This is a genomic window from Lactobacillus ultunensis DSM 16047 (assembly GCF_001436305.1).
In the GTDB taxonomy this organism is placed as follows: domain Bacteria; phylum Bacillota; class Bacilli; order Lactobacillales; family Lactobacillaceae; genus Lactobacillus; species Lactobacillus ultunensis.
The window spans coordinates 1-14,960 of record NZ_AZFO01000002.1; the positions used below are offsets into that span (position 1 = coordinate 1).

The 14,960-nt window shown below is 36.5% G+C and carries 16 protein-coding genes and 1 pseudogene; 6 read left to right on the forward strand and 11 right to left on the reverse strand.

The window, feature by feature from the left end:
- Positions 1 to 33: 33 nt before the first annotated feature.
- Positions 34 to 1,380 (reverse strand): threonine/serine exporter family protein, encoded by a 1,347-nt coding sequence (locus tag FC57_RS00670; protein ID WP_007125498.1) that lies wholly within the window; start codon positions 1,378 to 1,380, stop codon positions 34 to 36.
- 184 nt (positions 1,381 to 1,564) lie between these two features.
- Between FC57_RS00670 and FC57_RS00675 the strand changes: the two genes are divergently transcribed.
- The 3 genes from FC57_RS00675 (at position 1,565) to FC57_RS11405 (ending at position 3,073) form a co-directional block, all read left to right on the forward strand.
- Entirely contained in the window at positions 1,565 to 2,500 is a 936-nt protein-coding gene (locus tag FC57_RS00675; protein ID WP_007125497.1) for a sugar-binding transcriptional regulator, read from the forward strand.
- An 18-nt stretch (positions 2,501 to 2,518) separates the two neighbouring features.
- Positions 2,519 to 2,851: a hypothetical protein gene (locus FC57_RS00680; protein WP_007125496.1), complete on the forward strand. Its 333-nt coding sequence runs from the start codon at positions 2,519 to 2,521 to the stop codon at positions 2,849 to 2,851.
- An 87-nt stretch (positions 2,852 to 2,938) separates the two neighbouring features.
- Positions 2,939 to 3,073, forward strand: coding sequence for a hypothetical protein (locus tag FC57_RS11405; RefSeq protein ID WP_007125495.1), 135 nt, complete (start codon positions 2,939 to 2,941; stop codon positions 3,071 to 3,073).
- 68 nt (positions 3,074 to 3,141) lie between these two features.
- On the opposite strand, the gene FC57_RS00685 is transcribed toward FC57_RS11405, so the two are convergent.
- Positions 3,142 to 3,522, reverse strand: coding sequence for a DUF1828 domain-containing protein (locus FC57_RS00685; RefSeq protein ID WP_007125494.1), 381 nt, complete (start codon positions 3,520 to 3,522; stop codon positions 3,142 to 3,144).
- Positions 3,523 to 3,684: 162 nt separating this feature from the next.
- On the opposite strand from FC57_RS00685, the gene FC57_RS00690 reads away from it, so the two are divergent.
- From FC57_RS00690 to FC57_RS00700, 3 genes are read left to right on the forward strand one after another with little or no spacing between them, the layout of a single operon-like run.
- Positions 3,685 to 4,242: an ECF-type riboflavin transporter substrate-binding protein gene (locus tag FC57_RS00690; protein WP_007125493.1), complete on the forward strand. Its 558-nt coding sequence runs from the start codon at positions 3,685 to 3,687 to the stop codon at positions 4,240 to 4,242.
- 12 nt (positions 4,243 to 4,254) lie between these two features.
- Positions 4,255 to 5,964, forward strand: coding sequence for an ABC transporter ATP-binding protein (locus FC57_RS00695; RefSeq protein ID WP_040529377.1), 1,710 nt, complete (start codon positions 4,255 to 4,257; stop codon positions 5,962 to 5,964).
- Positions 5,957 to 6,790, forward strand: a complete 834-nt coding sequence (locus FC57_RS00700) for an energy-coupling factor transporter transmembrane component T family protein (protein WP_007125491.1) — start codon at positions 5,957 to 5,959, stop codon at positions 6,788 to 6,790. The genes FC57_RS00695 and FC57_RS00700 overlap by 8 nt, the downstream gene beginning before the upstream one ends.
- A gap of 20 nt (positions 6,791 to 6,810) precedes the next feature.
- On the opposite strand, the gene FC57_RS10810 is transcribed toward FC57_RS00700, so the two are convergent.
- The 9 genes and pseudogenes from FC57_RS10810 to FC57_RS00735 all read right to left on the reverse strand — a co-directional run bounded on the left by FC57_RS10810 (position 6,811) and on the right by FC57_RS00735 (position 14,736).
- Positions 6,811 to 6,975 (reverse strand): hypothetical protein, encoded by a 165-nt coding sequence (locus FC57_RS10810; protein ID WP_007125490.1) that lies wholly within the window; start codon positions 6,973 to 6,975, stop codon positions 6,811 to 6,813.
- A 27-nt stretch (positions 6,976 to 7,002) separates the two neighbouring features.
- Positions 7,003 to 7,458 carry a DUF441 domain-containing protein gene (locus tag FC57_RS00705; RefSeq protein WP_007125489.1) on the reverse strand — a complete coding sequence of 152 codons (456 nt, stop codon included), beginning with the start codon at positions 7,456 to 7,458 and terminating at the stop codon, positions 7,003 to 7,005.
- Positions 7,459 to 7,700: 242 nt separating this feature from the next.
- Positions 7,701 to 7,811, reverse strand: a pseudogene (locus FC57_RS11455) (LPXTG cell wall anchor domain-containing protein); the annotation flags it as partial.
- Between the two features lie 716 nt (positions 7,812 to 8,527).
- A complete protein-coding gene (gene citF, locus FC57_RS00710) occupies positions 8,528 to 10,069 on the reverse strand; it encodes a citrate lyase subunit alpha (protein WP_148449531.1) in 1,542 nt (513 codons plus the stop codon).
- Complete coding sequence (locus tag FC57_RS00715) at positions 10,059 to 10,973, reverse strand: aldolase/citrate lyase family protein (protein ID WP_007125487.1); 915 nt, start codon at positions 10,971 to 10,973, stop codon at positions 10,059 to 10,061. Before FC57_RS00715 ends, citF begins: the two co-directional genes overlap by 11 nt.
- A complete protein-coding gene (gene citD / locus FC57_RS00720; RefSeq protein WP_007125486.1) occupies positions 10,973 to 11,266 on the reverse strand; it encodes a citrate lyase acyl carrier protein in 294 nt (97 codons plus the stop codon). Before citD ends, FC57_RS00715 begins: the two co-directional genes overlap by 1 nt.
- Complete coding sequence (citC, locus tag FC57_RS00725; RefSeq protein WP_007125485.1) at positions 11,256 to 12,311, reverse strand: [citrate (pro-3S)-lyase] ligase; 1,056 nt, start codon at positions 12,309 to 12,311, stop codon at positions 11,256 to 11,258. Before citC ends, citD begins: the two co-directional genes overlap by 11 nt.
- An 87-nt stretch (positions 12,312 to 12,398) precedes the next feature.
- On the reverse strand, positions 12,399 to 13,190 hold the full coding sequence (locus FC57_RS00730; protein WP_007125484.1) for an alpha/beta fold hydrolase: 792 nt from the start codon (positions 13,188 to 13,190) through the stop codon (positions 12,399 to 12,401).
- Between the two features lie 79 nt (positions 13,191 to 13,269).
- Positions 13,270 to 14,736: a DASS family sodium-coupled anion symporter gene (locus FC57_RS00735; protein WP_007125483.1), complete on the reverse strand. Its 1,467-nt coding sequence runs from the start codon at positions 14,734 to 14,736 to the stop codon at positions 13,270 to 13,272.
- Positions 14,737 to 14,960 lie beyond the last annotated feature (224 nt).

Sequence of the window (14,960 nt, forward strand, 5' to 3'; positions counted from 1 at the left end):
TGAGGGTTAGTTTTTTCCCAGACACCTTTTATATTAATCTGCATGTCTCCATTTTTCGTCCGTTAAGATACGAGCGGCAAGCAATCCTAATGGTAAAGCAATTACGATCATTAGAGCTTCAGTTGTCCAAAAAGCACCAATATTGATATTGGTAATACCAAAGTTGAAAACTGCTCGATACATGTATAAACCTGGAACCATAATCACAATTGAAGGTACTGTAATTGCAATTCGAGGGAAACCAACTTTTTGTCTAACAATACTTGCTAAAAGACCAGCAGTTAAAGCACCAATAAATGCTGCCAATGCTGGAGCAATATGTCCGTAATCAACTAAGCTCAATCGTAAAGTATTAGCCATTGCACCCATAATAGCAGCAGTTGCTGCCATATCTGGACGACTGTTAAACATAATTGAGAAGCCGAATACCCCACAAAAACTAGCAATCAGTCGTAAGAAAGTAAGCATCCCTGGTTCGATTGTGAGCTTAAGCATAGAGCCTGGATGTAACCGCAAGATTGTCGCTACAGCCCAACCAGACATAGTCGCAATAATAATAATTAAAATTGCATAAGTCAGTCGTTCAAGACCAGACCGCATATCCAGCTTGGACATGTCCAGACCTGAAGTAATGAATGGAAAACCTGGAATGACAAATAGCATTGCGCCAATATAACCATAAGCATGATGACGATCCAAATGGAAGAGCATACTGCCAATATGGAAACAAATAAAGTAAACTGCACACGCAACTGCGACAGCCACCGCAATTTTAGCTACTAAAGTCATCCTATGCTTGCCCATTAGTGCTCGCACATAATTACCTACTCCTGCACCAAAGAAAGCACAAATGACTTCTGGCCAGCCACCACCTAATAAAAAAATGAAGCCTGCACAGGCAAGTCCAGAACTCAAACCCGCAATCAAAGCAGAATAAGCTGATTTTTGGTTTTCAATTTCACGTAAACGCTTATGAATCTGACCGATCGTCCATTGACCGTGACCAGCCTCAAATTGACGGACAAACTTTTCCATTTCATTCAACTTGGTCATATTTACGCCAGTCGATGGCAATGACAAAGTCTGTGAATAAGACTCATTATCAACATCAAAACAAGTATATTCAATTGAAACCAAACCAATATCAGCAGAACAAGTAATGCCTAAAGTTCGAGCAATTGTATCCATCGAATCGCGTACACGCCAAGCACCAGTTCCACAGCTCAAAAGCATGATTCCTACTCGACCAACGATTGATGCCTTCTCAACCAAGGTCGCATCTTGAGCCATTGTGTCATCATCACTCTTGAAGAATTCCTCCCACAGAATCTTCATATGATGTTTCTCTGATAAATGCCGTTCTCGTTCCTTATCCTTCATTAGTAGTATTACTTTCCTTCAATATTAAAATTAATTAAATGTAGCTCTTTTATTTTACCACAGGATTTTTATAAGAAATTGGTAAAAAATTAGTATTTTTAAAATTTTGCCACTCCATTTCATTATTTTAAATTTATAATTAGAGTATGAGAAATTAATTTAAGTAATTAAAGGATGAATAAAAGTGGCACAATTAACAGACGAAGAACTTGCTAGTATTGCTCATGACTTTTATTTGAGCAAACTAAACATTGCTGAAATTTCCAAAAAATATGATTTATCTCGTTACTTGATTACCAAAGCACTTGAAGATGCCGAAACTCGTGGTATTGTTAAAATCAAAATTGCTCAAGGAATCAAACGTAATCAGGTATTAGAACGCGAATTTCAAAAGAAATTTGGGTTAAAAGAAGCCTTTATTTTACAAAGTCATGAAAGCAAAGATGAAACTAGTGAAGCCGTAGTCAACTTTGCAGCTAAGCAAATTGAGACTTATTTAAAAAATGCCAAAGTTGCTGGCGTTAGTTGGGGAGCAACGATGCATGGCGTTATAGATGACTTTGCCGAAGAAGAATTTAAACACCTTTATTTTGTACAATTGTTGGGACAAGCTATTAATTCTAATCGTCGCAAGAATCCATTAGCTCAAGATGCTGCTGAAAATTTGCATGCTCACAGCTTAACCTTGCCTAGTCCACTCTATGTTTTAAACCCTAAGATTATTCCAGCATTAAAACAGGAACCCTATTTTAAGATAATTGAAAATTGCTACCATAATTTAGACTTGCTTTTCACAGGGTTAGGTACTTTGGAGTCCTTTAAGGTTAATCAATTTTTAGAAGACAATTATGGTTCAAAATTATTCCAAAATATCCCTCAAGAAGAAGTAGCCGGTCTCATTATGGGACGTCCTTACAACATTAACGGTGATTTCTTTACTAGCTTTGAAAAACACATCTGTGGTATATCAATGGATGACATCATGCGTACTCCAATTCGCTTCTGTATTGTCCGCAATCGTTTCAAATCTGATGCGTTACTTGGAGCATTACGCACCGGTGTAATTACACACTTAGTGACCAGTGATGCTATTACCCAGCGCGTACTGCAAAAGCTTTGATTATTTGGAGGAAAGATTATGAAAAAATCAAAATATGATCTTTGGATAGGGGCAATTAACTTATTTAATTGCTTACTGTTCATTGCATCCTGGTTTGCAATTTTTGGTGCTGATTTTACTACCCGAATTGCAATGTTCTTCTATCTTTTCGCTTGGACAGGAGCTATCTTAAACACAATTGCCGTTGTACAATCACACAATATGCAAATATCAATAATCGGACCTATCTTGGGCGTAATTGGCAACATGTTATATGGATTTACTGCTGTTCTTGCCTTACCTGCCGTAATCATCAACATCATATCTGCATTCTTCATTTTTATGCAGCATGACAACAAGAAAAAGAAATAAAAAAAGCCGCAAGTCAATTGCGGTTTTTCTGTGCTTTTGGTTAACTTTATGGTGTAAGCGATTTACAATAACGGTGAGGTGAGAATTATGGAGTTTAGAATTGATTCTTGTATTCCAGATGTCGAAACCATTATGAACCTGGATGAGGCTGTTGCCAATTTTGATTTGAATGGGCAAAAACCGGAAGATGTTGATGTAGAAAGGATGCCTAAGAATGATTAAAGGTGTCCGAGTGAAATTGAATAAAGCAAAAATGCATCCCTGAGTATTAATTCACGGGGATGCATTTTTTAACCTAAATAGGAAATAGCAACTTGAAGTTGTGCTAACTTCATTACTGCTTGAGCCAAATTCTGTTGGTCAACATCAACATATATTTCAAAATGATCTTCATCAAATTCATAACCAGAACCAACTGCAATTTCCTCAGCTGTTTCATTCAATTCATGATCTTCTTCATTAGGGTCAAGCTTGAACAAAATTCTACCACCATCACTCACTCTACAGTGATCACCATCTTCTTCCACCCAAACATACACGGTATCGCCATAAGCGTCGATCATCATTGTAGCAATTTGCATAGTCTTTTTATCAACCCAGATTGTTTTGGTGCTTTTGGCTACATAATTACCAATTGCCTGACCTAATAATTCTATTTCATCTTTTTTCATTTTTTACTCCTAATTTGTAACTATATCTTTATTTTTATTATAAATCTAAAAATTTAATAAGCTAAATACTATCTTTTCAATTATTAGAAGAATTTAATGTTCACTTGACGGTAACCGCTTTCTAATTATACCTTTAAAATATATATTTTTTTGGAGAATTTTATGAAATCAAAAGGCTTATCTGTTAAAAATGTTGTTGCTATCGGTATTGGCTCTGCCATTTACGTCATTCTAGCTCGTTTTACGTCAATTCCAACTCCTATTCCTAATACCAATATTGAATTGGTCTTTCCTTTTCTTGCCTTCTTTGCCGCAATTTACGGTGCCAAGGTCGGCTTTGCCGTGGGATTTATCGGGCATACGCTATCTGATTTTATTATGTATGGGCAAACTTGGTGGAGTTGGGTTTTAGCAACTGGAATTCTAGGCTTAATTATTGGTTTAATTAGTAAAAAACTTGATCTAAAAAACGGCATTTTTGGGATTAAACAAATTTTATTTTTCAATATTGTTCAAATTCTCGCTAACGCAGTTGCTTGGATTTTAGTGGCCCCTATTGGTGACATTATTATCTACAGCGAGCCCGCTAACAAAGTTTTTGTCCAAGGGATCAGTGCCACAATTTCCAACGGAATTACAATCGCAATTGTTGGTACAATCCTGCTCAAAGCTTATGCAGATACCAAAATCAAAAAGGGCAGTTTACGTAAAGAAGATTAGAAAGGTATGGTCATGACTGAACCCATTATTACTTTTAAAGATTTTTCATTCAAATATGACAGCCAAGCTTTCCCCACTTTAAAAAATATTAATTTAACTATTAATAAAGGCGAAAAGATTCTAATTGCTGGCCCCTCTGGTAGTGGTAAATCTACCATTGGTCGCTGTCTCAATGGACTAATTCCAAATATTGATACTGGAGATATTTCGGGCAAATGTATTATCAATGGTAAAAACATTGAAGAAACGAATTTATTTGAATTATCCTTTACCACATCGACTATTCTTCAAGATACAGATAGTCAATTTATTGGTTTAACCGTTGGTGAAGACATTGCCTTTGCATTGGAAAATGATTGCCAACCACAAAATCGAATCAGACAGACCGTACATCGTTGGGCTGACGAATTAAATATTTCCCATCTTTTAAAGCAATCACCTCAAAATTTATCAGGTGGACAAAAACAAATTGTGGCTCTAGCTGGTGTCTTAATTGATGAATCCCCTATTCTGTTATTTGACGAACCATTAGCCAATCTTGATCCAGCTTCTGGGATGAGAACAATGGCTTTAATTGATCAGATTCAAAAAGAATTGAATGCGACAGTTATCATCATTGAACATCGCGTCGAAGAAGTCATGAGTCAGCCACTTGATCGAATTATTTTGATTAATGACGGCGAAATTATCGCAGATAAAAGACCAAACGATCTTTTACATGAAAATAAACTAGAAGATATCGGCGTCAGAAGCCCCCTCTACATTAAGGCATTGGAAAAAGCAGGAATTAACTTAGAAGAAATTCCTAATCTAACTTCGATAAATGAATTACCTGATAGTGAGGAAATTAGTAGAAAATTACAAGCTTGGGTAAACAACTCTACTCTTCAGGGAGAAAAGGAACAAGATGTTCCGTTGCTTGAATTAAAGGGCGTTGGTCATCGTTACAATCGATTGCAGGTTAATCCCTTACATGATGTAACAACTACTATTAATAAAGGTGACTTTGTTTCCATTGTCGGACAAAATGGTGCGGGCAAAACAACTCTTTGTCGTATTATCTGCGGTTTTGTTGCCAATGAAGGGCGTATTTTATTTAATGGTGATGATCTTGTATCCCTCTCAATCAAGGAAAGATCCGAAAAAATCGGCTATGTAATGCAAGACCCTAATCAAATGATTTCACAAAAAATGATTTTTGATGAAGTTGCACTAGGTTTACGCTTACGTGGTTACGATAAAAATGAAATAAAGAAGAGAGTCTATGATGCTCTCAAAATCTGTGGTCTTTATCCTTTCCGTAATTGGCCAATTTCTGCATTAAGTTTTGGTCAAAAAAAGAGAGTCACAATAGCGGCTATTCTGGTGCTTAAGCCAGAATTAATCATTCTTGATGAACCGACAGCAGGACAAGACTGGAAGACCTACACCGAAATCATGTCTTTCCTAAAGAAACTGAATCAACAGGGTAAAACTATTATGATCATCACCCACGATATGTATCTTATGATGGAATATACCAATCGATCTTTAGCTTTCGCCGATGGAAAATTGATCGCAGATACTTACCCTATCAAGTTACTGACAGAAAAAAGCTTAATTAAGAAAGCATCACTTAAACGTACTAGTCTTTATGATCTTGCTCAAAAGTATCACTTGCGGGATGCGGACACCTTTGTACGAGCTTATATTGATTCAGAAAGGAACAAACAAAATGCATGATGAAAGTCAAATTTTAGGTTATCAACCTGGTACAAGTTTTATCTATCAGCTAAATGCGACAACCAAGCTTGTCTTCATGTTACTAGTTTCCGCAGCTTGCATGATCACTTATGATACTAGATTCTTATTCGCTATCTGCATCTTTTCAGTATTTCTCTTCAAAGAAGCCGGTATTAAATGGAGACAGATCTCATTTATCATAAAATTTATTACGGTTTTTATGATTTTAAATTTGCTTTTTGTCTATCTTTTCCAGCCAACCTATGGTGAAAATATTTATCATACCAAGAGTATATTGATTCATGCAGGATACTTTACATTAACTATTCAAGAAGTATTTTACTTATTTAACCTGCTTCTAAAGTATATTTGTTCTATTCCTATCGTCTTGCTGTTTTTATTAACGACTAATCCCAGCCAATTTGCGGCCAGTCTAAACAGAATAGGCATTAGTTACAAGATTTCTTATGCTGTTGCTTTAGCTTTACGCTATATTCCTGACATTCAAAATTCTTATTGGGCAATTTCCGCAGCTCAACAAGCTCGTGGTATTGAATTATCTAAAAAAGCCAAATTATCCCAAAGAATCAAGGGTACTTTAAATATTGTGATGCCATTAATCTTCTCTAGTTTGGATAGAATCGATACAATTAGTACAGCCATGCAACTCAGACGTTTTGGCTCAAAGAAGAAACGCACATGGTATGTGTCAGAATCTTTCAAGAAAGAAGATTACTGGGTAATGGGGCTGTCTGTTCTACTAGTTTTACTAGTCGCATTACTTTGGTATCTCAATCATGGGCGTTTTTACAATCCATTCATGTAACTTAAAAGGACTGCTTCACATTAGCAGTCCTTTTTATGATGTTTTTTCTTCTTTTTATTATCGTCAACAGTGACGATTTCTGGCTTTTTAGGAATTGGTGGGATGACTTGATAATTGCGTAAACGACGTTCTAGATAATCATCTAGCCTTTCAGTTGTATTTTCATGAACAATTATCGTCATCATTCTCACCTCTTTTTTCAATTATATCATCTAAAAATGTAGATTGAATAAAGTAATCACTAAGTAAATCATACCACTAGCAATAACCGGACCAGCAGCAACTCCTTTGAAAACAACAACACCAATAATAGTTCCTAAAACTAGGGCAACGGTTACCTGAGGCACAGCAGCTAATTGATTTACGCCATATCTTGATAAAATAGCAACTGCAATACCCGCTAAAATAGCAATCCAACCAGCAGGTGTTTTGAACGTTTTCACTAGATCTTTAAATCCTATCTGTCCTGTAGCAATCGGTACTAAAATTGCTACTGAAATAATAGTAACACCCCAATTAATACCTTTGGCTTGAATCGTAGGCAACCACTTGTTGGTAAAAGGTAGTAATTTAAACACCATCACTACGCCGGTAGCAATAATTAAAGATATGTTTTTTCCTACGATTGCTACAAGCAGGACTAATGCTAAAAATAACCAACTCTCCAATTCATCTCTTCCCTTCTATGATAAAGTGTCATATTTTAATACTTTATCAAAAAATGCCTTTTAAGACAAAATAGATGAAATTTATTTCAAGATATGACATAATAAAGTTGCTCAGGAATGAATATTGTATACGCAAGCAACCCATCATTTAGTGATGGGTTGTCTTTGTTTATTTGAATGTAAAAAAGGTTCGACTAAAAATCAGTCGAACCCTTTTTGGTATATTAGATATTAGAGTTTAATTAATCCTTCTTGGCTTTGCCTAAAAGACCGGTAATTAAATTCATAGCACTCAAGGCAAAACCAAGGAAAGCAAAGTTGTTCTGGTTTCTACCAGTTTGTGGCAAGCTTTCTTGCTTAGCTGTATTTACATTCTCATTAGTGGAATTCGTAACAACTCGATGCTTTTTTCTGACATTACTATATTATTAGTAAGTATCTTTTCCCCCTTTTGAGTAGATTTATTCTTGTTTGATTATGACATCTCCTTTCATTTTATTATCTATACAAATTTGATAATTATAGTTTTATAATCATATTTACGTTTTAAGCCTATATCATATAGGTTTCGATAGATAATATAACTCTCTAATATTTGTTCGTCAACAGGTGTAAAATTCATATATGCACATAACATATGTTCTCTAATCATTGTTTAATTATCAGTTACTTTAAGCAAAGTAATGAGTATCTTAAAATAGCGTAATAACAATGCTTAAATAAACCAATTTGCTATTACTACACTAAAATTGAATCAGATATCGGTTTAAAATTAATTTTAAATTAATTTATTCTATTTACGTAATATAACTAGAATTGTTATTTTGAAACCATAATTTGTAACATTTAAGTCATTACAATCGCAAACAGCGAAAGCACTTACAAAGTAATAACATGTGTTCATATGTACAATTAAATTACTAATTTCCATTCTTAAATAACCTCTCCTCATTCTAACTTCTAATTCATATTTAATAAGTGCTTATGGATCATACCAATTTAAAATTATTATAAAAAAGAAGAACGCGTACCAAACACGTTCTTCTCTTCTACTATTAAATTAATCTACTTAATCTTTAACTTCTTTAATTGCATCAATAATTGTACCATCACGGTATTCAACTAACGCAACAGTACGGTCAGTATATTCAAGTGGCTTTGGCGTACCCACTTGCTTTTCAGCCATCTTTTGCAAATCCTTAATATCTAAAATATGAAGACCTGGGACCTTGTTAAAAGCCTTAATCAAGTCTTGACGAGCTGGGTTAATGGCAATACCACGTTCAGTTACCAAAACGTCAATTGATGAACCTGGGGTAACAATTGTTTCAACGCTAGGTACAACAGTTGCATTTCGACCACGTACAAGTGGAGCAGTAATGATTGTCATCTTTGCACCAGCTGCAGCGTCTTGGTGACCACCAACAGCACCACGAATGACACCATCGGACCCAGTCATAACATTGACATTAAAGTCAGTATCGATTTGTAATGCTGACAAAATTGAAACATCAAGATTATTGACTACAGCACCCTTATTATGTGGATCAGCATACCAAGAAGCATCAATTTCTTGTTGATTCTTGTTGTTAGCCATTGATGCAGCAGCACCTTTATCAAAGTCTTGGACGTCCATTACCTTTCTGACTAAGCCTTCTTCAAGCAGGTCAGTAGTTGGCTTAGTAACACCACCCAAAGCAAATGAAGCAGTAATACCATCCTTAATCATACTCTGACGAAGGTAACGTGTTACAGCTAATGCAGCACCACCTGAACCAGTTTGGAAGCTAAAGCCTTGCTTGTAGTATGGTGAGTTAACTATTACTTGGTTAACCATCTGAGCAATCTTTAATTCCTTAGGATCTTTGGTAAAACGAGTAGCACCTGAGCCAATCTTATCTGGGTTACCTACCTTATCAACTTTAACTACGTAGTCAACTTGATCTTGCTTGATTGAAGCTGGTGTATTTGGATAATCAACAATATTATCAGTCAACAAAACAACCTTGTTAGCATATTGAGCGTCCATTAAAGCGTAACCCAATGAACCAAAGACTGCATCCCCATCTTGACCATTTGCGTTTCCAGCCGGATCAGATACAGGCACACCTAAGAAGGCAATATCAATCTTGATTTCTCCCTCTTCAATTGAACGAGCACGGTTACCGTGTGAACGGAAAATCACAGGATTCTTTAAGCCACCATGAGAAACAAAGTCACCAAGTGAACCACGCATCCCTGAAGAAGTAATGTTGGTAATAACACCCTTCTTAATAGCCTCAATCACCTTATCGTTCATGACGCCAGTCAATGAACTTGGAGCCAAAGTCAAATCCTTGTAGCCCATATTGATGATCTTATCCATTACCATGTTGAAGACATAGTCACCATTTCTAAAGTGGTGGTGGAATGAAATCGTCATACCATCTTTCAAATTGTTCTTAATGACATCATCAAGTGAGTCGACGATCTTGTTTTGACCTGTAGTAACTCTTACTTTAGGAGCAACACGTTCAACTTCTGGATGACCAATTTCAGTAGTTTCAAATGGTTTCAAGTCCATCTTTTTCATTAAATCGTCTGGTAATTCGCGTTTAACTTTATTCTCCAATGTAGTTACCTTCTTCATCAATCAAGTTAGAAGCTTTTGCAGTTTCAAGGACACGAGTAGCTTTTTCAACAACTGGCTTATCAACCATCTTGCCGTTCAATGAGATTACGCCACTACCCTTAGCTTTAGCTTCACGAATAGCTTTTTCAACATTCTTGGCTTGTTCAATTTCTTCCTTAGTTGGATTGAAGACCTTATTAACCATTTGAATTTGACGTGGGTTAACCAAACTCTTACCATCGTAACCCAATTCATGGATATAGTTAGTTTCACGATAGAAGCCTTCAGTATCCTTCATGTTGGAGAAGACTGTGTCAAATGCGTAAACATCTGCTGCACGAGCTGCTTGCAAAACCATGTTACGAGCAAATTCAAGTTCACGACCATCTGGATAACGATGAGTGTGCATGTCTGCAGTATAGTCTTCGCCTGAAACAGCTAAGCCCATCATCAAAGGAGTAGCAGTAGCAATTTCTGGAGCATTTAAAACACCCTTAGCACTTTCAATAGCAGCCATTACACCAATAGTGCCCTTTTCAATGCCATAAACATCTTCCCAGTGTTCAATATCCTTAACCAATTTTTGAATCATGGCAGCTGATTCAGTTTTTGGCAAACGAATAACATCAACACCGGCCTTAACCATGGCACGAACATCTTCATCGTAGAATGGTGTATCTTGACCATTAACTCTAACTACAATTTCACTGCCACCAAAGTCAACAGTCTTAATTGCCTCATAAACAAGCATTCTGGCAGCATCTTTTTCAGTCAAAGAAACCGAGTCTTCCAAATCAAGCATGATGGAATCTGCACCATAGATACCAGCATCCTTAATCATAGCTGGGTTGTTGCCAGGAACAAACATCATGGTTCTACGTAAACGATTTTTAACGTAGGTCATTAGAGCACCTCCAAATCTGGCTTATCTTGTGTTTCAGTTGCACGTTGTGCAGCAGCTAAAGTCCGAGCCTTAATTACACAATCAAGTGCAACTTTATCTGTAGCCTTAACCTTAGCGTTTTCTAAACCATATTTCTTTAAAGTATCAGTGATTACTTTTTCAATTTGATCACCATAAGCTTTTTTAACTTCTGATTCAAGATCAATTTCGATACCATTAGAGCCCTTGGAAATCATAATTTGAATATCTGAACTTTCAAGCGTTCCGGCAACGGCTGTAGTCTTAATTTCCATTAATATTCATTCCTTTCTCAATTCGAGATTGCAACTTATTCATATTTTCCTTAATAAATTCATAGCTAGACTCTGGTACGAATTTATTGATTTCCTTTAAATTACCCGCCTTGATTAACTGTCTTACCTTAGTAGCTGTAACAATTTCATTTTCTTCTTCAAGACGTTTGACAACAATTACTTCAATATCTGGACCAAGTTCATGAGCTAAACTTACATTATAATAATGCGTCGTTCTAGAAAATGGCTCTTTACCAATGTAGCGACGAGTGATATTTAAACCTGGAGCAATCTTATTCTTAAAGACGCTGGCATCAATGGTAGTTTGTACACTAATCAAATCATCAGGCGTTTTCAAAAAGTAAGCTGGGAAAGTGGCTGGTGAAACCATGTAGTCGCCACCAGAAACCACTTTGACATTATTGAACTCTTTGGTGCCTTCTTTAACTAGTTCTATTCGCTCATCAAAACTGAAAAGCGAAACATCATTAGCAACTACAAAGACATAAACCAAGTCGTTTTCTTCACTAGCTAGCTTAACTAAATGCTGATGACCCAATGTAAAAGGATTAGCGTTCATCACAATAGCTGCGACTTTTTTATTAGCCTGGTCTTTAACCTTTGGCAATTCTTCAACAAAGTCATCGACATCAGGAGTACCGTATTCTAAAAAAGCTGCAACATCTGTCTTAGCTAGCAAATTGAAATGCAGATGTTCAAAACTGCTAGCATACTTTGCTTTAGTAAAAACAAATGAATGAAATATTTTTTCATTGACCAGATATTGCATCAGACTGGATACAACTTTGTTGAAGCGAGCACCTTGCTCTGCGTCATCATTTTTAACGCCAATATACTTAAGGACGTTGCCTGCTACACTACCTGTACCAACCAGACTTCCATCTTCATCAACCAAGCCAATTGTATGATCAATCACATCTACTTCACGGTCGCTAAAATCATGCAAACCTAGTGAAGACAATAACTGTTCCCACTTTTTTCTAGTTGATGCGTCGTTTAAAAATAAATCCACGATTTTATCCATCGCCACGCCACCTTACTGAGCTTTTAATAAGTAATTGTTTTCACAAGTTCAGTGTACTCCTGAATTTTAACTATTTCAATTTAATAACTAGTTTTTTATATTTTTCAAAAAGTCACTAATAATCTGATGTACTTTTGCTGGTTGTTCAGCTTGTGGCAAGTGGCCACACTCCGGAATTACTGCCGTTTGTACTTGATCATTCAAGAACTTAATTGCCTTAGTAAAATCAGGATTAAAGTATGGTGATTTTCCACCTGCAATAACTAGCATTGGAACTGGCGTGTCCATAATCATGTCACGCCAATCTTGTTCTGCGTGTTCAACTAAACAATTGTAATTTTCAGCAGGATCATATGGGAATGCTTGATATTCATTTTTGGCATCTTGAAACATTTTATCGTCAATGTGATGATAAAAAGCTTTACCAAAATCAAGCTTCAGCATTTCAGGATAGTTGTCCCAATTTAAGTCCTTGAATCCATATTGCCAACTTTTATCGGCAATCATCTTCGGTGACTGATCAAGATCCACCATGGCCTTTAATCTGCCTTTGCCATAGATTGATAAATAAGCCCAGATATTGGCTGCACCCATCGAATTACCAATAGCAATTACGTCATGCAAGTCTAGTTTTTCCATCAATTCTTCTAAATCAACTGCATGTCGACTAATCCGTTGACCACGATAAGTTCTTTCTGACTGCCCTTGATTGCGTGGATCAAGCATAATAAAACGATATTGGTCATTAAAAAGTTTGATCAAGTCTTGCCACATTTGACAGGAACCACCAATACCAGGGATGCCTAGCATGACTGGCTTATCTTTTTCGCCTGTATCGCTATAATGCAATAATACGTTATCGTTAGTTTTAAATTTCATCTTGTATCTTCTTTCTCACAATCTTTAATCCTATTATCACGCAAAAAAGGCAATCTGCTTTCCAGACTGCCTTTTTCTTTTACCAAACACCGATAACTTTCATCCAAAGAGTACCAACGATGCCAAAAATCAGCATATAGAGAATACCTAAGATGAAGTTCATCTTCCACCATTCACTTTGTTTGACATAACCGGTCGTAGCTAAAATTGAAGCTGGTCCGTTAGCATAGTGCGTGGTTGAAGCGTTAATTACACCAGTGAAAGCCAATAACATTGCTGAAAGACCAAGTGGAGCACCCATAGCTGTAGCGACAGTGAGGAATGGAAGATACAAAGCTGTCATATGAGCAGTACCACTGGCAAAGAAGTAGTGAGTATAGAACATAAGCAAAATCAAAACTACCAATACGAATCCCCAACTAATGCCGTGTACTTCACTTTGAATAAACTTAGCAAACCAATCGATAAAGCCGTAAGAAATTAGTTTACCGGCCATAAAGATCAAGATTGAAAGCCAAATCAAAATGTTCCAAGCACCAGTTTCATGTAAAGCATCTTCCATGCTCAATACACCAATGATCAACAGAAGCGTTACAGCCAAGAATGCAACAAAGGCTGAATCAAGTTGTGGAATCTTGAAGAAACCGGACAAAACCCAAAGTAAGATAGCTAAGCAAAATACTGTAGCCATGATCTTTTCAGGTTTAGACATTGGTCCCATTTCTTTTAACTTGCCATCTGCCCACGTCTTAGCATTAGGAGTTTCCTTAATCTCAGGTGGATACATCTTATAGATGACGATTGGAATAATCAAGGTAGCTACGATTACTGGAACAAGACCTACCCAGAACCAGCTAACCCAACTCATTTGGTAACCCTTTTGGGCAGCCATCTGTTGAGCTACCAAGTTTGGTGCAGCACCTGTAATAAATAAAGCCGTTGACAAAATATTGGCATGAAAAGCTGTAAAGTCAAGATAAGCACCAATCTTCTTTCTAGAAGGATCATGTGGATCTGACTTGTAACTCTTAGAAATTGATTCAACTACCGGCCAAGTAACACCACCAGTACGAGCACTATTAGAAGGAATCAAAGCACCCATAATCAATTCCAAACCAGTAATAGCGTAACCAATACCAATTGAACGTTTACCAAACTTTTCAATCATGACATAGGCTACACGATTACCTAAACCAGTCTTGCTGATACCATGGGCCATAATGAAGGCCATAGCAATCAACCAGGCAGCTGAATTACCAAAAGAACTCAGGATACCAGTTTGAACGACTACGCCTTTTGAGTTAACAACATCTTTAACAGGAGCTAAGCCTACTAAAACTGTCACTACCATGCCAAGCAGCGTGGTACCCCCAATTGGCAAAGGCTTAGTGATACATCCCACAATTGTTGCAACAAAAATGGCAAACATTTCCCAGGCTTGTGGACTTAAGCCACTAGGGCGCCAAGGAGTAATCAACCACAGTACTATTCCCACCGCTAAAGGCCAAATAAAGCCTTTATAATTTACTTTCTCTAAACTTTTCATTTTTCTCCTCTGTTTAGCTTTTAAAAATGAATTTTTTCACATAGTCATTATATACCTTTTATCATACTTTTAAACATTTTTTAAATAAAGATTGTGTTTTTAGTATTTTTAAAAACATATTTGCTTGTGAAATTAGTTCATTAGCAAGTTTGTTATTTTTTATACACGCTTGATACTGTAAGCTAACCAAGAAGCAAAATAAAAAAGCCCGACTTCACATATGC